General features: G+C 51.7%; 18 protein-coding genes and 1 pseudogene. 16 read left to right on the top strand and 3 right to left on the bottom strand.

Annotated elements, in window-relative coordinates; all coding sequences use genetic code 11:
* Position 1: 1 nt before the first annotated feature.
* The 11 genes from GF617_RS14205 to GF617_RS14155 are packed head-to-tail and all read left to right on the top strand — an operon-like array spanning position 2 to position 8,682.
* The gene (locus GF617_RS14205; protein ID WP_203451900.1) at positions 2-385 is read left to right on the top strand and encodes a phage tail assembly protein; all 384 of its coding nucleotides are present in this window, start codon (positions 2-4) and stop codon (positions 383-385) included.
* The gene (locus GF617_RS14200) at positions 360-506 is read left to right on the top strand and encodes a hypothetical protein (protein ID WP_203451898.1); all 147 of its coding nucleotides are present in this window, start codon (positions 360-362) and stop codon (positions 504-506) included. The genes GF617_RS14205 and GF617_RS14200 overlap by 26 nt, the downstream gene beginning before the upstream one ends.
* A complete protein-coding gene (locus GF617_RS14195) occupies positions 484-2,277 on the top strand; it encodes a phage tail tape measure protein (RefSeq protein WP_203451896.1) in 1,794 nt (597 codons plus the stop codon). Before GF617_RS14200 ends, GF617_RS14195 begins: the two co-directional genes overlap by 23 nt.
* Positions 2,277-3,545 carry a DNA circularization protein gene (locus tag GF617_RS14190; protein ID WP_203451894.1) on the top strand — a complete coding sequence of 423 codons (1,269 nt, stop codon included), beginning with the start codon at positions 2,277-2,279 and terminating at the stop codon, positions 3,543-3,545. Before GF617_RS14195 ends, GF617_RS14190 begins: the two co-directional genes overlap by 1 nt.
* Before the next feature lie 17 nt (positions 3,546-3,562).
* On the top strand, positions 3,563-4,648 hold the full coding sequence (locus GF617_RS14185) for a phage baseplate assembly protein (protein ID WP_203451971.1): 1,086 nt from the start codon (positions 3,563-3,565) through the stop codon (positions 4,646-4,648).
* A complete protein-coding gene (locus GF617_RS14180; protein WP_203451892.1) occupies positions 4,639-5,181 on the top strand; it encodes a phage baseplate assembly protein V in 543 nt (180 codons plus the stop codon). Before GF617_RS14185 ends, GF617_RS14180 begins: the two co-directional genes overlap by 10 nt.
* Positions 5,178-5,630, top strand: a complete 453-nt coding sequence (locus tag GF617_RS14175; RefSeq protein WP_203451890.1) for a phage GP46 family protein — start codon at positions 5,178-5,180, stop codon at positions 5,628-5,630. The genes GF617_RS14180 and GF617_RS14175 overlap by 4 nt, the downstream gene beginning before the upstream one ends.
* Positions 5,620-6,696, top strand: a complete 1,077-nt coding sequence (locus tag GF617_RS14170; RefSeq protein WP_203451888.1) for a baseplate J/gp47 family protein — start codon at positions 5,620-5,622, stop codon at positions 6,694-6,696. Before GF617_RS14175 ends, GF617_RS14170 begins: the two co-directional genes overlap by 11 nt.
* Positions 6,681-7,259 (top strand): YmfQ family protein, encoded by a 579-nt coding sequence (locus tag GF617_RS14165; protein ID WP_203451887.1) that lies wholly within the window; start codon positions 6,681-6,683, stop codon positions 7,257-7,259. The genes GF617_RS14170 and GF617_RS14165 overlap by 16 nt, the downstream gene beginning before the upstream one ends.
* 11 nt (positions 7,260-7,270) lie before the next feature.
* Positions 7,271-8,089, top strand: a complete 819-nt coding sequence (locus GF617_RS14160) for an integrase (RefSeq protein ID WP_203451886.1) — start codon at positions 7,271-7,273, stop codon at positions 8,087-8,089.
* Positions 8,089-8,682: a tail fiber assembly protein gene (locus GF617_RS14155; protein WP_203451885.1), complete on the top strand. Its 594-nt coding sequence runs from the start codon at positions 8,089-8,091 to the stop codon at positions 8,680-8,682. Before GF617_RS14160 ends, GF617_RS14155 begins: the two co-directional genes overlap by 1 nt.
* Before the next feature lie 169 nt (positions 8,683-8,851).
* Here the strand turns inward: GF617_RS14155 and GF617_RS14150 are convergent.
* Both GF617_RS14150 and GF617_RS14145 read right to left on the bottom strand, forming a co-directional pair.
* Positions 8,852-8,989 (bottom strand): annotated as a pseudogene (locus GF617_RS14150) (IS4 family transposase); the annotation flags it as partial.
* A gap of 109 nt (positions 8,990-9,098) precedes the next feature.
* Complete coding sequence (locus tag GF617_RS14145) at positions 9,099-10,088, bottom strand: 2-hydroxyacid dehydrogenase (RefSeq protein ID WP_181623415.1); 990 nt, start codon at positions 10,086-10,088, stop codon at positions 9,099-9,101.
* Positions 10,089-10,410: 322 nt separating this feature from the next.
* Here GF617_RS14145 and GF617_RS14140 point away from each other — a divergent pair, with 322 nt between their 5' ends.
* The 4 genes from GF617_RS14140 to GF617_RS14125 all read left to right on the top strand — a co-directional run bounded on the left by GF617_RS14140 (position 10,411) and on the right by GF617_RS14125 (position 14,588).
* On the top strand, positions 10,411-11,232 hold the full coding sequence (locus GF617_RS14140; protein WP_203451883.1) for a DUF6694 family lipoprotein: 822 nt from the start codon (positions 10,411-10,413) through the stop codon (positions 11,230-11,232).
* A gap of 200 nt (positions 11,233-11,432) precedes the next feature.
* On the top strand, positions 11,433-14,072 hold the full coding sequence (locus GF617_RS14135; RefSeq protein ID WP_203451881.1) for a YdbH family protein: 2,640 nt from the start codon (positions 11,433-11,435) through the stop codon (positions 14,070-14,072).
* Positions 14,069-14,260: a YnbE family lipoprotein gene (locus GF617_RS14130; protein WP_181623418.1), complete on the top strand. Its 192-nt coding sequence runs from the start codon at positions 14,069-14,071 to the stop codon at positions 14,258-14,260. The genes GF617_RS14135 and GF617_RS14130 overlap by 4 nt, the downstream gene beginning before the upstream one ends.
* A gap of 7 nt (positions 14,261-14,267) precedes the next feature.
* Complete coding sequence (locus GF617_RS14125) at positions 14,268-14,588, top strand: YdbL family protein (RefSeq protein WP_181623419.1); 321 nt, start codon at positions 14,268-14,270, stop codon at positions 14,586-14,588.
* On the opposite strand, the gene feaR is transcribed toward GF617_RS14125, so the two are convergent.
* Positions 14,589-15,497: a transcriptional regulator FeaR gene (gene feaR, locus GF617_RS14120; RefSeq protein ID WP_181623420.1), complete on the bottom strand. Its 909-nt coding sequence runs from the start codon at positions 15,495-15,497 to the stop codon at positions 14,589-14,591.
* A gap of 241 nt (positions 15,498-15,738) precedes the next feature.
* Here feaR and GF617_RS14115 point away from each other — a divergent pair, with 241 nt between their 5' ends.
* The gene (locus tag GF617_RS14115; protein WP_203451879.1) at positions 15,739-17,238 is read left to right on the top strand and encodes an aldehyde dehydrogenase family protein; all 1,500 of its coding nucleotides are present in this window, start codon (positions 15,739-15,741) and stop codon (positions 17,236-17,238) included.
* Positions 17,239-17,397 lie beyond the last annotated feature (159 nt).

Below are 17,397 nucleotides of genomic sequence, written 5' to 3'. Positions count from 1 at the left end.
GATGGCAGAGATGAACATCACCCTCAAACATGGCTTCGTCACTGGCAAAGGCACAGAAGACGAGGCCTGTCATACAGCCGTTACCCTTCGTGAGTTGACGTCAGAGGACGTGATTAAGTCCCAACTGGCAGCGGAGCGTGTAGTTATCGGTGAAAATGGCAAGGCCGTAGCGTACTGCTCTGAGGTTCTTATGGGGCTGGAGATGTTGCGGCGTCAGATTCTGCAGGTGGGCAGTATTCCTGGACCACTTTCCGTCAAACAGCTCTACGCCTTCCACCCGGAAGACCTTGAACTGCTCACACAAAAGGCAGACGCAATGGACGGATTACTCACGGAGACCGAAAAACGGGGGCGAGCTGATGCCGCTGGCGACGGCGCTCAGTAACCTTATCGTCAACCTGTCGCAGCGTTTTGATATTAACTACCTTCAGCAGTTGCCCTTGCGGCAGCTGCTGCGTCTGACGGAACAACTGAGGAAGCAAAATGGCAAGCCGCCTCACAACTGAGATCCTGATTAACCTGGCCGGGAACCTTACGGCCAAAGCCCGTCAGTACGGCTCTAACATGTCAGAGTTCGCCCGTCGTAATGAACGGGCAATGTCTGTTGTTAAGGCAACCACTGCCGCTGCGGGACGTGGACTTGACGCTCTGGGTAACCGATACACCGGTATGATCGCCGGTTTCGCTGGCGGAGCGATGCTGAGAGATTTTGCTCAGACTGACCGTCGTATTACCCGCATGGGCCTTGCTGCAGAGAAAACGCGTGCTGAGATGGCCCAGATGTTCAGCGGTATGCAGGATGCGGCGATTAAGTTCAAAGTGGATGACAGCGAAGTGATTGGTGCTGTTGAGAAAATCGGTACGGTCACCGGTGATATCGACTTTGGCTTTAAAAATAAGAACAACCTCGCTGCTTCAATTGCAGCTTCAGGCGGTTCAGGTGAATCCATCGGTGGCCTGTTTGCCCAGTTCCCTAAATTCCAGCTTATGACTGAACAGCAGACATTACAGGCAATGGATACCCTGAATAAGCTGGGGAAAGAAGGCGCTTTTGAATTAAAAGATATCGCTGAAAAAGGCGTCAGGGCATTTTCTATGTATTCCGCTGCAGGTGGTAGTGGTGTCAAAGGGATTAAAGATGTCGGTGTCGCACTGGAGTCTGCAATTGATGTGACCGGTGACAGGGATACAGCGGCCACGGCCGTTGAAAACCTCATCCGGGATTTGCAGGTTCCTAAGGTTGTAAAAACCCTGAAGAGTAACGGTGTGAATGTCTTCGATAAAGAAGGGAAGATGCGCTCGTTACCGGTTTTGCTCGAAGAGATCGCAAAAAAATCAGGCAGTAAAGGCGCAGAGCAGCAGAACGGCAGGTTGCTCGGGGCAGGATTTAATCAGGACAGCATTCTTCTGATAAGTAGCGTTACATCAGGGAAAGGTGCAGAGAACCTGAAACGTTATCAGTCGGTAGCTGCAGACGGGCAAGGCATTATGAACGATGCCGCATATGCGGCTCAGGATTTCACATCAGCAGTTCAGAGTCTTCAGACGACCTGGGAGAAATTCGCTAACAGCAATCTTGCAAAACCGGTGCAAGAGCTGGCCGATGTATTAAATTCGGTTGACCAGGAAACGGTTCAGAACTGGCTTGAGATTGGGAAAAATATCACGATTGCCGTCGGCGGAATTATTGCTGCCCGTAAAGCCTTCCAGCTCGGCAAGGGCGTAATGGATATTTTTGGTGTAGGTAAAGGAAAAGGTATTCCGTCAGGTGTTGCCGATGTTTTTGGCTCCGGAGTCATGCCTGTATATGTTACGAACTTTCCTGCGAATAGTTTAGATAGTGGTGATGGCAGTAGTAACAGTGATTCAGGTAATAATTCAGAACTGCCTGAGTTACCAGGAAAACTGGGTTTAGTTTCTACAGCAATAAATACGGCTAATGAAATTACTTCTATCATTCCATTTCCTGAGAGTGATGAAGAGAAGAATGAGTTATTTAAAAAAGTTCAAGCAAATAATGATCGACAAACAATGTGGAGTGATATTAAGGATTGGTTTACATCCATAGGTAACAATCCACAAATAGCCAATCCTGAGCCGTGGGCAAATCTACAACCTCAGAATCAAAACCTTGCCTATCCTGTCGTTCCGCAATCACTGAAGGGTGAGATTCGCGTGGTTGTGGAAGGCGCTGCCAGTGTGAAGAGCGTCAAAATGGACCAGCCAGGTATCACTCTCAGCGCCCAGTCAGGCGTGACTTCGGTGGAGCAAAACTGATGGCAACAGGTGAATGGGAAACATTGCTGGATGCATCTTTTCGCAACGTTCCTTTCTATTTTGTCGATAACGAAGGAACCGGTGGCCGTCGTGCAATCCCCCGCGCATTTCCCAAGAAAGAAGTGGGCTGGACTGAAGACAATGGTGCAGTTCTGACACAGCAGCAGATAAACGGCAAGCTACTGGGTAAGGATTATCAAAAGCAGTTAGAAGCCCTTTTAAAAGCGCTTAACACGGCAGGACCGGGTGAACTTGTACACCCGTGGTTCGGTATTCAGAAAGTGCAGGTCGGTAAGGTTTCTCACCGTCTGAGCACCGAAGAAGGTGGTGTTGTATATATCAGTTTTGAGGTCTTTGAAGCTGGAGAACGGCTCTTTCCGTCAGGGGCAGAAGATACCAGCCAGACTTCACTGAGTGCCGCAGATGCGGCGAAAGAAGCGCTGGCAAACGGTGACTATTTTGCTGCACTTGATGGTCTCGGAGACATGACAGATACATTACTTGATGACCTGCAGGGGCTGGTAATGAACCTCCCAACCATTCCGTCTGCGCTGACTGACTGGGTAGATCGTGCAGGACGTTTCAAGGATTTAGCTGGTGTCATTATCGCGAAGCCTGGCGAGCTGATTCGTCAGTTCGCAAACCTGACCAGCAGCATTCGCGATATTGTCAGCGAGCCGCCCTGGTCACTTCGTGTCTATGACCAGCTCCGGAATCAGTGGGATGGAGAACGCGCCGCCAAAGCAGCAACAAAGAGTCTTCCTGGTGACATACCAGTAACGGCAAGCTCTCCTGCAGATGGCATTACTGGCATGGCCAGCAGTGTACCGGCCGCCGTGATCATGCCTTCTGAGACAATGCAGACCAACATCACCGACTTTAGTCAGATGGTGAGAATCACTTCTCTGGTTGCACAGGCCGAGGCAGTAGCCACTATAACCTTTAATACATCAACGGAGGCCACGGCAGCAGGTAATGCACTGGCACAGCAGCTGGCAGAGCAGGCGGTAACGGCTGTTGAGAAGGGTCAGCGCGAGCTATGGCATACCCTGCGCGATCTGCGTTTTGCAGTGGTTAATGATGTGCGAGTGCGTGGCGCAAAGTTGCCGGACATTCGAGAGCTGAACTGCACGGTCACGACCACGGCAGCTTTGCTGGCATGGCGTGAAACTGGTGATACTGAACAACGTAATGTCATCGTCTCCCGCAACCGGCTTCGTGATCCATCATTCATTCTCCCGTCTACAACGATTGAGGTGATTGAATAATGGATAACCAGCAGACTCTGGAAACTGTTGAACTGACTGTTGCAGGCCAGAAATGGGATGGCTGGACAGAAATGTCTGTCACCAGCTCACTGGATGCGATTGCCGGTGAGTTTGATCTGACCATCACTACCCAGTGGTCAGATGCGGCTCCTCGCACAATCAAAGAGGGGTTGCCCTGTTCTGTGACCATTGGCAGCGACACTGTGCTCACTGGGTATATTGACGACTTCATTCCAAGCTATGACGCCGAAAACGTTTCTATTCGCGTGATGGGGCGGGATAAAACAGGTGATCTTGTTGATAGCTCTGTTGTACATAAGTCCGGGCAATGGAAAGGGATTCGCCTTGAGCAGTTGGCCACTGAAATTGCGAAGCCCTATGGCATCAGTGTAATTAATGAGACGGATACGGGTGAGGCATTCCCGAGCGTGGTTCTTGAACAGGGTGAAACAGGCTTTGAATTGCTCGACAGGCTTGCCAAACAACGCGGTGTACTTCTTACCTCTAATACTTCCGGCAATCTTGTTATCACCCGTGCATCAAAAAGGCGGGCATCGGTGTCACTGGTTCTGGGTGAAAATATTCTTGCTGCACGTGGACGCTTTAGCTGGCGTGAACGTGCCAGCCAGTACATCGTGAAAGGTAGCTCCAGTGCAGGTGGCGCGACATGGGATGACCAGCCCGCCAAAGTTATTGGCGGCCGTCAGGTAAGTATTAACGACGAAGAGATTAACCGGTATCGCCCGAAAATCCTCGTTAACGAAGACAGCCTGACCGTCGGTGGAGCCAGCACGCGCGGTGACTGGTACAAAGCTCGTATGATGGGTGAGGCCAACACCACGGAAATCACCGTAGCAGGCTGGCGGGAGAACGGTAATACCGGCCCACTGTGGCAGAAAAACATACTTGTTCCCATTCGTGACCCGATTCAAAACCTGGATACCACCTGGCTTATCAAGAGTGTAACGCTCACTGAAGGCGATGGTGGCCGCACGGCAGTGCTTGCCCTTGTTCCGCCAGAATCGCTTGACCTGCCGCAGACACAGGCTAAAACCGCAGGTAAAAAATCCAGTAAAGCTAAGGTAACCGCAACATGGGACTGAATCCGGCAAACTTTGCCCGCACCCTAAACCAGATTGGGCGTCGTCTTCGCCTTCTTGTAGATCGTGCGGTTGTACGTATCGTTACTGACAGTCTGGGTCGCCAGAACCTGCAGGTGCAGTCCCTGGCTGACGCGACGAATGACGACGTGGAGCGTTTTCAGCAATATGGATTTACCTCCGTCCCTCCGTCTGGTAGCGAGGCGATCATTCTTGCCGTTGGCGGCAGGCGTGAAAGTCTTGTAGCAATTGCAGTTGAAGATAAACGCTGTCGACCTAAAGGGTTGGCGGCAGGAGACGTCTGTCTTTATCATCAGGATGGCCAGTCGATGATTATTCTGAAGAAAGGCGGAATAATAGATGTAAGAGGGAAACGGGTAAATTATAGCGCCGCCGATTTATTTGAGATTAATAGCGCTCAACTTAAATTCGTCGGTCCTACTGATTTTGCGGAGGATATTACCGTTAAAGGTAAATCCTTCCTTAAACATATTCATAAGGATGGCGACAATGAAGATACCACAGAACCTTTATGACCATCGGACTGAGCTGGGAAAATTTCTTATCACGTGGTGACATAACCATCCAACATGACGGCCTGTCGCTTGACGACGGGCTTGTCACTTTAGTCCTTATCTGTCTTTTCACCGATGCACGCGCTGACATTGATGACGAAATCCCCGATGGTTCTGATGATGCACGCGGCTGGCCGGGTGATACCTACAGCGAGTTTCCGTGGGGTTCTAAACTCTGGTTGCTTGAGCGTCAGAAGCTGACCGAGTCCGTTCGCCAGCGAGTTGAGAATTATGCCCGTCTCGCAATGCAGCCTCTGCTGCGTGCCGGGTATGCAAGAACTGCATCTGTAGAAGCAACTATTGCTTCAATGGATCGAATAAATTTCATTGTGACTCTGACACGTCCAGATAAATCGGTGCTCACTATTCAACTTAGCCGTCGCTGGGAGGCTACAACAAATGCCATTTAACGTCCCCGCGCTAAGTAAAATCATTGCCGACGGTAAAAAGGATATTGAAATTGAACTGGGCGTACCTTCACTGCCCCCTGTCGGCGTAGAGAATGCGATTAATATTTCTGTAAGCAGCCAGGCCCGAGATTTATATGACCACCAGAGCTGGATTGCTGACCAGATAATTCCGTCGCCTAAATCTGATGACCAGACCATCATTGATGCGGCTGCCTCTGAGGGGGTTATTCGCAAACCGTCCTCCTTTGCCATTGGTCCGGTAGTCTTTACCAGTTCGGCTGCCCTTCCCGTTGATACTGAGATGCAGACCACTGCCAGTGTTGTTTATCGCGTTATCAGCTCATCTCAGCCTGTCACAGGGACTGTTTCTGTGCAGGTCCAGGCTGATGAGGCGGGAGTCGGGGGGAACCTTGCAGCAGGCGAGACACTAACGCTGCTCTCCCCATTAGCTGGCACTGACAGTTCTGGCACAGTCGATGATGCCGGAATTACTGGTGGAGCCGATGTGGAGTCCATTGTCGAGCTTCTTGACCGTTTGCTTTTCCGTAAACGTAATCCGCCAGTAGGCGGTGCTGTCCATGATTATGTTATCTGGGCACGCGAGGTTGTAGGGGTAAGCCGTGCCTGGTGTTTTGATGCGTGGCACGGACCGAGTACGGTGGGCCTTGCGTGGGTCTATGATGGCCGGGCTGATATAACACCTACAGATACAGACCGTGAAAACATGCAAAACTGGCTGTTTCGTCATGCAGACCCTGCTACGGGCAACTATGTTGGCAAGCCGGGAGGAATTGAGGTATGGCCCGTTGCGCTGACCCTTAAGCCTGTCCCGATGTCCATTAAACTTATCCCGGATAACACCTCAACGCGTACAGCCGTTCAGACCAACCTTGTCGCACTGCAGAAGACCCTTTCTCCGGGACAGACATTGGGTGTCTCCGCATTACGTACATCCATTGGTAAAGCTACTGGGGTGACAGACTACGATCTCTCCGTCACCACCGATACGACAGCCAGCACAAGCGAGCTGATTACTATCGGGGGTATCACATGGCTCACTCAGTAGATGACTGGCTCCATGCCCTTCAGCAGGTAATGCCGCGTGGTAAAGCCTGGTCGCGTGAAAATAATGCCGATTTAACGCGCTTTTTACGCGCGTTAGCACGTCGTTTAAGCCGGGTTGAATCATCCGGTGATGTGCTGCTGAATGAGATGCGCCCTGAGACGACGTTTCTTTTGCTTGAAGACTGGGAAAAATATCTCGAACTTCCTGAGTGTGATCTTCCTTCAGGAACCTTTGAGGACCGCCGTGCTGCTGTGGTTGAGAAATATCACCGCAAGGGTGGCCTTGCCCCCTGGCAGATTGAAGCTGTAGCCAAAACGCTGGGGTTCACTATTACAGTGCGCGTGATTTTGCCTCATCACTGTCTGCGTAGTTGTATGTATCCGCTGTTCCCTGCACGTTATCGCTGGTTGCTCCAGGTGGATGTTCAGAACATTACTGGCGGACGTTTTACCTGTATGGATGGCTGCATGACACCACTGTTGAATGACCGGGCCAGTAACCTTGAATGCGTGCTGTCGAAATATCGGCTTGCAGGTACTAACTACGATTACCTTTATTTGTAAGGAGTTCAGCAATGTATTTTGTTGATAATAATTCTGCTGTTCCTGTCATGCCCGCGCCGGGTCCAGTAGTCAGCACTACGCCGACTTTCTTCACTGAGGGGGGTGGTGGCGTCCCGCCAACTTATCCTGGTCCTGACTGGTTCAATATCATTCAGTCCGAACTGCTGAATTTCCTCATCAAAGCAGGTATCGACCCGGAAAAGACAGACCATACACAGCTCTATGCAGCGATGAAAAAACTGTTTCTGATCCGCACACATCCGTTTTCTGATATCAAAGCTGATGGTGCGGATGCCGTACAGGAAGCTCTCTCAAACCTTGGTTTGGGCGATGTGATTTCAATGACCAAATACGGCTGCCCTCTGATTGGTGAACTTGTTGACTGGCCGCTCGCTCTGATGCCGCATGAAATCTGGCCTGATATGAAAATGGAGTTCATCCCTTACATGGGACAGACGTTCGACGCGGTGAAATATCCCTTGCTTGCCCAACTGCATCCCACTCTTCAGTTACCGACTGATATGCGCGGAAAGTTTGCCAGGGGATGGGATAACGGGCGAGGTATTGACTCCGGGCGTTCACTGCTGAGCAACCAGGACGATGCAATCCAGAATATTGTCGGCGCTGTTGCAAATGTATGGACTCAGGACCCCAACACAGCCTCCGGTGTTCTGTCTTACTCTGGGACCGGCTCCCAGCCCCTGCAGGGCGGAACCGGAGCAACCATACCGTTCAGGAATTTGAATATTAATGCTGCAGCACAGGTAAGAACAGCGCCTGAAGTCCGTGTGAAAAACGTCGCATGGAACCAGATTGTGAGGGCTAAATAATGTCAGACATTTTTGATGAAAACGGCAATGCAGTAGAGACAACAACTGTAACCGTTTATGGATTCAGCGTCGAAACAGGCGAGTTTACCGGCTCTTATGATGTGCGCATTCTTGCGGGAACGGGTATTCCAGGACAGTCCACGCTGAAACCCGCGCCAGCAGTACAGTCGCGTGAGATTGCGGTTTATGCTGATAAGCAATGGACGGTTAAGCAGGACTTCAGGGAGGAAACGGTGTATTCGACGGCGACGGCTGAACCGGTCATTGTTGACTATATAGGGGCTGTTCGTGACGGTTTTACTCTGGCTGCGCCGGGCACACAATACGATACATGGAATGGCTCTGAATGGGTAACTGATGCCGATGCCCTGAAGTCTTCGCAAATATTTGCTGCTGAGCAAGAACGGCAGGCTCTTCTTGCGCAGGCTAACGCGATTACTGCTGACTGGCGCATTGAATTGTCTCTGGGCATTATTGATGATGAGGATAAAGCTAAGTTAACGGTCTGGATGAAGTACATCAAAGCGCTAAAGGCCGTCGATATCTCCACTGCGCCTGATGTAAGTTGGCCTGACACCCCGCCAGTGCTCTAAAATTGACATTTAAAATTGGATCGTCGAAGGCGATCCAAACTTATTTGTCAAAGATTCGCGATTTACGCGCCGCGCTACACCCAGCTCTGTTTCCCGGCGGTGGCGATATAACTCACTGATGTCATTGCCTGGATAACGATTCGGGTCTGTCAGTGATGTCAGCACCTGCCTTGCGTTTACGCAAAGTGACGGTATCGGTCAGCGTGAGTGCCTGCTGAATAAGCGCCGGGGGAATGAGGTCGGCGAGACTACGGGCACGCTCTGGAGTGGTGGCGTTGATAATGCCAGGTGCCTGATAAAGTTCCATTTAAAAAGGGCTCCATCATGAACATGGAACCCTTTTTACACCAGCCACCGGATCGGTCAATCGATCCTTAACTGATCGGCATTAACCCGTGGGTTGCCGTTTGTTTTACTTACGCCAGCGCATTAGGACAGGTTTCGCCTTTTTCCAGTTGCAGTAGGTTACCCAGCGTGGTTTCGGAAATGCTGATTAACGCTTCGGCAGTCAGGAAGGCCTGATGTCCGGTGAACAGGACATTATGACAGGCCGACAGGCGACGGAAGACATCATCCTGAATCACGTCGTTAGACTTGTCTTCAAAGAACAGATCGCGTTCGTTCTCGTAAACGTCCATTCCGAGCGCGCCAATCTTCTGGGTTTTCAGTGCTTCGATCGCGGCCTGGGAATCAATCAATGCCCCACGGCTGGTGTTGATGATCATCACCCCGTCTTTCATCTGATCAAACGCTGCCTGGTTAAGCAGATGGTAGTTTTCCGGCGTCAGCGGGCAATGCAGGGAGATAACGTCTGACTGGGAAAACAGCGTCGGGAGATCAACATACTCCACACCCAGCTCCAGTGCGGCAGCGCTTGGATACGGATCAAACGCCAACAGACGCATACCAAAGCCTTTCAGAATACGCAGTGCGGCAACACCGATTTTACCGGTTCCGATCACGCCAGCGGTTTTGCCGTACATGGTGAAACCGGTCAATCCTTCCAGAGAGAAGTTCGCATCGCGGGTACGCTGATACGCGCGGTGAATGCGGCGGTTCAACGACATCATCATGCCGATGGCATGTTCCGCGACGGCTTCCGGAGAGTAGGCCGGAACACGCACGACCTTCAGACCCAGCTCTTTGGCGGCATCGAGATCAACGTTGTTAAAGCCCGCGCAACGCAGGGCAATGTATTTCACACCGTGTTTTTTCAGCTCTTCCAGAACCGGACGGCTGCCATCGTCGTTGACAAAGATGCAGACACCGTCACATCCGTTGGCTGTTTTGGCTGTTTTTTCGGTAAGCAGAAAGTCGAAAAATTCAAGTTCGAATCCGTAAGCCTCGTTAACATGTTGCAGATACTTTTTGTCGTACTGCTTTGTGCTATATACCGCGAGTTTCATAAGACTTTCTCCAGTGATTTTGCATTCACGTTAGCATGATTAAAATAATCTTACAATTTATAAAATATTATTGAATTCAATGGGTTCTATGAATAATTCTAGAGCATCTATACCCAATAACTCTATGATATTCAAACTACACGACTTTCATTAGCCTGTGTTTTCTCAGAACAGATGGCGAAATGGAGGCGCGCTGGCTGATAAAGCCTGAACGGCCGGTTTGAGGCCAGAAAGCATGATCGACAGCGTCAAAAAGAGGGAGGCTGATGTTTGTCATCCCCTCAGTTATGAGGCGTAAAGTATAATTATCAAGGAGATGAAAATGAAAAAAATGGTGTTTGCTTGCGGGTTGGTCTTGTTGCTTTCTGGGTGTGATAAACCAAAGGTGGATACGTCAACAGACGAATCGATGAAAACCTCGCTTCAGAAGGTTAAAGAGTCGCTTCCTGAAGATAAAAGACAAGCGTTTAGCGACGCGGCAACAACGATAATGATGAGTAACGTCGACATGAAAGCGGTCATGGCGGGGGCGTTTTCAGGCAACGGGGATGCGATCGCAACCGCACAAGCTGAGAAGGTAAAAGCGGCGTTAAACGGCAAAACAGGGGAAGAGATCATCAGCGAAGCGAAAGCTATTCAGGCTGAGAGAGCCAAAAAAGAACAGCAGCAGGCGCTTCAGGAAATTGCAGAACTGCAACAGAAGAAAACGGCGTCGCAAACGGCTAAAGCGTCCCTGCGTAATTTCGTTGTGAACAAATCTCGCTTCTTCTTTGAAAAACAAGAGTTTGGTGGTCCTCGTCCTGTCATTGAACTCAGTGTTGAAAACAAAACCACGAGTCCTGTTTCGCGAGCCTATTTCAAAGGCACTATTGCTTCACCAGGACGCACCATTCCCTGGCTGGTCGATACCTTCAACTACTCAATCCCTGGCGGCCTGGAGCCTGGCGAAAAAGCCAACTGGCCTCTTTTGCCGAATATGTTTTCCGACTGGGGAAAAGTTCAGGCGCCAGAAGATGCGGTCTTTACCGTAGAAGTGATGAGACTGGATGGGGCTGATGGTAATGCACTTTTTGACTCAGGCTCCTTCAGTGAAGACGATCAAAAAAGACTGGATATGCTGAAAAGCAAATACACATCGCAATAAACCTCAGTTGTATGCTCATCACGAAGCCCCTTGACAGGGGCTTGTTGTTTTACCAATAAACGGAGCCGCAAAGAGTTTCCCTCCTGGGTCGAGAGCATCTATCCTTAAAAAGGCATTCACTTCAACTGACGGGCTAAACATGCGACAATGATCGGCACTGTCGGCTTATTTTTTTCGCTAAATCAGGATATTAACTGCCCATGAAGGGTAAATACAAAGCCGCGATAGCGCTACTCTTGCTGTTGGTACTTTTGCCGCTGACGCTGCTGATGACGCTCGCTCAGTGGGTCCCGACGCTTGCCGGGATTTGGTTGCCCGTGGGAACCCGCATCGCGTTCGAGAAGAGTCCCCGGCTGTCCCGCCACGCCCTCGTGATCCCTGACCTTCGCTATCTGGTCGACGATTGTGAGATTGCCAGAGTCGAAAATGCGACCCTGGCTCACCCCAGTCGCTGGAAGCTGGATATCGGTGCGCTTGAACTCAATACGGCCTGTTTGAGTAAATTGCCCCAAACAGCGCCCTCAACGGCAGCGCCTAAAACCTTGACCGAGTGGCAATCTCTTCTGCCTAACACCTGGCTCACCATTCATCGTCTGACGTTATTACCCTGGCAGCAGTGGCAGGGCGAATTGCATGCGTCGTTGACGCCTGCCGTCCAGGAGATCACCTATAAAGGTGATCAAGTGAACATCCAGGGCAAACTCCGCGGTCAAACCCTGACGATAAGCGAATTCGAAGCTCACCTGCCGGATTACCCGCAACCCGTTAAGCTGGTGGGCGAATTTACGTTACCGCTTGTTCCGGATGGCGTGCCGGTGAAAGGGCACGCACTGGCGACATTTAACGTGCCGCAACTCTCCTCGCTGGTGGATGCCGATCTTGACTGGGAGCAAAATCAGGGGCAACTGGTGGTGATGGCTCGTGACAATCCCGATCCGTTACTCGATTTACCGTGGCAAATCACGGCGCAAAAATTGACTATCAGCGACGGGCGATGGAACTGGAATGTCTCTGGTATGCCGCTGAGTGGCCGCGTAGGCCTTCGGGCCGAGAACTGGCAAGAAGGGCTTGAGAAAACCACATTGACCGGTCGACTGAATGTTCTTACCCACGGGGATGCAGGGAAAGGCAACGCGGTGCTGAATATTGGGCCAGGAACGCTCAGTATGCAGAACAGTGATATGCCGTTATCCCTGAGCGGTGAGGCCAAACAAAACGATCTGATCCTCTATGCCAAACTCCCGGCAAGATTAACCGGGAGCCTGAGCGATCCACAACTGGCATTTGAACCTGGCGCGTTATTACGTTCGCGTGGCCGAATCATTAATTCCCTCAATATTGATGAAATTCGTTGGCCGCTTGCGGGTGTCAAACTGACGCAGAAAGGGGTCGATGGCCGGCTACAGGCTATTCTGCGGGCGCACGAGAATGACATGGGGGACTTTGTCCTGCATCTGGATGGCCAGGCTAACGACTTCCTGCCCGATAACGGTCTGTGGCAATGGCGCTACTGGGGAAAAGGGCGTTTCACCCCGATGAATGCGCGCTGGGATGTCGCGGGCAAAGGTGAATGGCGTGACAACATCATTGAACTCACCGATCTCTCAACCGGATTCGACAAACTTCAGTACGGCACGATGCTGGTCAATAAACCGCGCCTGATCCTGGATAAACCGGTTCGCTGGATGCGCGATCCTGAAAAACCGACCTTTAGCGGCGCGTTGTCGCTGAATGCGGAACAAACCACGTTTACCGGCGGCAGTGTGCTTCCGCCGTCCGTGTTGACATTCAATGTTGACGGCAGCGATCCAACGTTCTTCCAGTTTAAAGGCGATCTCCATGCCGGAAAAATAGGTCCAGTCCAGGTGAATGGGCGCTGGGACGGCGAACGGCTTCGTGGTCAGGCCTGGTGGCCTAAACAGTCACTCACCGTGTTTCAACCGCTGATCCCACCTGACTGGAAAATGACGCTGCGTGAGGGCGACCTTTACGCACAGGTGGCTTTCTCTGCGGCAGCGGGACAAGGCTTTGAAGCCGGTGGTCACGGCGTGCTGAAGGCGGGTAGCGCCTGGATGCCGGATAACCAGATTAACGGCGTCGATTTTGTCCTGCCATTCCGTTTCAGCGAGGGAACCTGGTCACTCGGCACGCGTGGCCCGGTAATGTTGCGTATTGGAGAGGTGGTAAACCTGGTCACCGCGCGCAACATTTCGGCTGATTTGCAGGGCAATTACCCCTGGAGCGATGAAAATCCGCTGCTGTTGACCAATGTCAGCGTTGATGCGCTTGGCGGCAAAATCACCATGCAGCAATTGCGGATGCCACAGCACGATCCCGCGCTCTTGCGGGTTCAGAATATCTCGACCAGCGAACTTATCAGCGCAGTAAATCCGAAACAGTTTGCGATGTCAGGCCCGGTCAGCGGCGCACTGCCATTCTGGCTGGATAACGAAAAATGGATCATCAAAGATGGCTGGTTAACCAACCCTGGCCCCATGACGCTGCGTATCGACAAAGATACGGCGGATGCGGTGGTAAAAGACAATATGGTGGCCGGAGCCGCAATTAACTGGCTTCGTTACATGGAAATTTCTCGCTCGTGGACGAAAATCAATTTAGATAATCTGGGTGTATTAACCATGCAAGCCACGATAAAAGGAACCAGCCGTGTAGAGGGGAAAAGCAGTACTGTGCATCTTAATTACACCCATGAAGAAAACGTATTTACCCTCTGGCGCAGCCTGCGTTTTGGGGACAATTTGCAAACATGGTTTGAGCAACACGCGGCGATACCTGATTCCCGCAGTTCGACAGGCAAGGAAAGTGAGGAACAACAATGAAAAAGCTGGCTGGTGCGCTCACCGCAGGCGTCGTGGTATTGCTGACGGGCTGTACGCCGCGCATTGAAGTCGCGGCCCCAAAAGAGCCGATTACGATCAATATGAATGTGAAAATCGAGCACGAAATTCATATTAAAGTCGATAAGGATGTTGAAACCTTGCTTAAATCACGCAGCGATCTGTTCTGAGGATGTCATGAAACGCACACTCGCTCTCATTTTACTGGCTCTGGGGATGAACGTTCAGGCTGCGGCATTGACCTTAAATGATGCCCGCGCACAGGGGCGCGTTGGGGAAACCCTGAGCGGCTATATTGCGCCGTTACGCCAGGATGCGGAAACGTTGGCACTGGTGAATCAAATCAACTCTGCGAGAACAGAAAATTACCAAAAACTGGCCGACAGCAATAACCTGCCGGTAGATGAAGTGGCGAAAATGGCGGGGCAGAAATTGGTTTCCCGCGCGCAGCCAGGAGAATATGTGAAAGGGATCAACGGCAAATGGTTGCGGAAATAGCTACCGGGAACGCTTGCGATACTCTCCCGGTGACATACCAAAGCGGTGCTTAAACGCGGTTGAAAAATGGCTATGGTCGGCAAACCCCCAGCTGTAGCCAATTCCCGCCAGTTTTTCGTCGTCGCGGGTGGTGCGTAACTCCTGCGCGCACCGGTCAAGACGCCGATTTTTAATGTACTGAGCCACAACCAGTCCTTTCTCAGCAAACATGCGATACAGGCTACGTACCGACATCCCGCTTTCCGAGGCAATCCATTCCGGGCGCAATGCTTCAGACTGGATGTGGTCGTCAATCAGCGACAGCACATTCTGGAACTGACGTTCTTTGCGGGGTTGTGCAGATTCGCGTTGCTGAAAGGCTGGGCGTAGCAGACAAATCATCGCCTCCAGCGCGGCTTCACTTTCCCGCTCGCTCAACGCGGTATTTCCCATACTTTCTTGCAACAGACGATAACTCAGCTGCACAGTCGGCAAATTGCGGGACAGGGCCAATGCACAGCTCACTTCCTGAAAACGGCACTGCTGTTCGATGATCTGACGAGGTACAAGGAGTGAGATCTGCCGCGACTTGTCCTGCCAGGAAATAGAGCAGGGGCGCGAGGCATCGATCAGCGTAATATCACCGGTTTTAAGGACAGAACGCCGATCATCCTGCTCAATTTCAGCGCTCCCTTCAAGCTGAAATACGGTGTAGAACCAGGCATCGTTACTGGTTTTGATCTCCTCACGGGTACGATACAGGGTAACACTGCCAGTGGTAACGGTGCTTAATTTCAGGCTTCTGGCGTAGCTGGTTTCCAGTTCACCGATGAATTCGCCCGACAAGGGACGTGCCGCAAACCGGCCACAGACCTGGTTAATTTGCGCCAGCCATTGCTGATACTTTTCCTGCTCGCTTGCACACGCCATTGTTTATCTCGCTGCACCGTCAATGTTTTCGCATTGTTGCATTTGTGTTGCATTTTGTCAGACTTGTGAGGCTGACTATAGGAAAGAACACTCACCGGGAACAGAGCAATAAGCCGGAATTATCACGATTTGCGGAGCCTGTCACAGGTGGCAAAGCGAATGTCACACAGAGAAAAGCGAGTTCGGGAAAGGCCTCTTAGACTGCACTAACACCCTGCGAATAATAACGAAGGAGTACCCTATGTCCGAATCACAAATCGCAGTTCTTACCCGCGTGCAGCAGTTTTTAGACCGCCATCATGGCCTGTGGATCGAGGGTCGTCAGATGGTATCTGACAGTGAAAAGCGACTCGAGGTGTTCAACCCGGCAACCGGTGAGGTCATTGCATCGACGGCTGATGCCAGTGCTGAAGACGTTGATCGTGCGGTGATGTCAGGCTGGCGCGCCTTTGTTGCCCGACGCTGGGCCGGAAAATTACCGGCTGAGCGCGAACGGATTTTGCTGCATTTTGCCGATCTGGTTGAACAGCACAGTGAAGAGCTGGCGCAGCTTGAAACGCTGGAACAGGGGAAATCCATCAACATTTCCCGCGCGTTTGAAGTAGGCTGTACCCTGAACTGGATGCGTTACACTGCCGGCCTTACCACTAAAATTGCGGGTAAAACACTCGATCTTTCTATTCCGTTACCACAAGGGGCGCGCTATCAGGCGTGGACGCGTAAAGAGCCGGTGGGCGTTGTTGCCGGGATTGTTCCGTGGAACTTTCCGTTGATGATTGGCATGTGGAAAGTGATGCCAGCCCTTGCCGCAGGTTGTTCTATCGTTATCAAACCGTCTGAAACCACTCCGCTGACGATGCTCCGCGTGGCTGAACTGGCAAGCGAAGCCGGTATTCCTGACGGCGTGTTCAACGTTGTGACGGGCAGTGGCGTGGTGTGCGGCGCTGCGCTGACGTCACATTCGCATATTGCCAAAGTGAGCTTTACCGGATCTACGGCCACGGGTAAGCAGATTGCACGCGTCGCGGCAGACACGCTGACGGGCGTGACGCTGGAGTTAGGCGGCAAAAACCCGGCGATTGTGCTGAAGGATGCTGACCCGGCCTGGGTGATCGAAGGGTTAATGATGGGCAGTTTCCTGAACCAGGGGCAGGTATGTGCTGCCAGCTCGCGTGTTTATATTGAAGCACCGCTGTTTGATACCCTGGTGAGCGGGTTCGAACAGGCGGTGAAATCCCTGAGTATCGGCCCAGGTATGTCGCCGCAGGCCTTCATTAACCCTCTGGTTTCCCGCGCTCACTGCGATAAAGTTCAGACCTTCCTCGATGAGGCGAGATCGCACAATGCTGAACTGATTACCGGTAACCATGTACCTGACGGAAAAGGATACTATGTGTCGCCAACGCTGGTGGTTAACCCGGATGCGAATCTGCGACTGACGCGCGAAGAGGTATTCGGCCCGGTTGTTAACCTGGTACGGGTAACCGATGGCGAAGAGGCGTTACAACGGGCAAATGACACCGAATACGGCCTGACGGCCAGCGTCTGGACGCAAAATATCAGTAAGGCGCTGGACTATACCGACAGACTTCAGGCCGGAACCGTTTGGGTCAACAGCCATACCCTGATCGATGCGAATCTGCCGTTTGGCGGCATGAAGCAGTCCGGTACGGGCCGCGATTTTGGCCCCGACTGGCTGGATGGCTGGTGCGAAACCAAATCGGTTTGTGTGCGGTATTAGAGAAAGCAAACGGCAGCCCTCGGTTGCCGTTCGTTTCCGCGCCATCAAACCTTTAGCGGGACGCGCGATTGCGTCCTGCTTCTTTGTGCACAGAAAACCCCCAGCTAGGCTGGGGGTTCCGGAAAGCTTTCAGCTTTAAGCCAGTTATTAAAACCCCTT

Source organism: Lelliottia sp. RWM.1 (assembly GCF_016859735.1).
GTDB lineage: Bacteria > Pseudomonadota > Gammaproteobacteria > Enterobacterales > Enterobacteriaceae > Enterobacter.
This window is presented reverse-complemented; position numbering and strand designations above follow the sequence as displayed.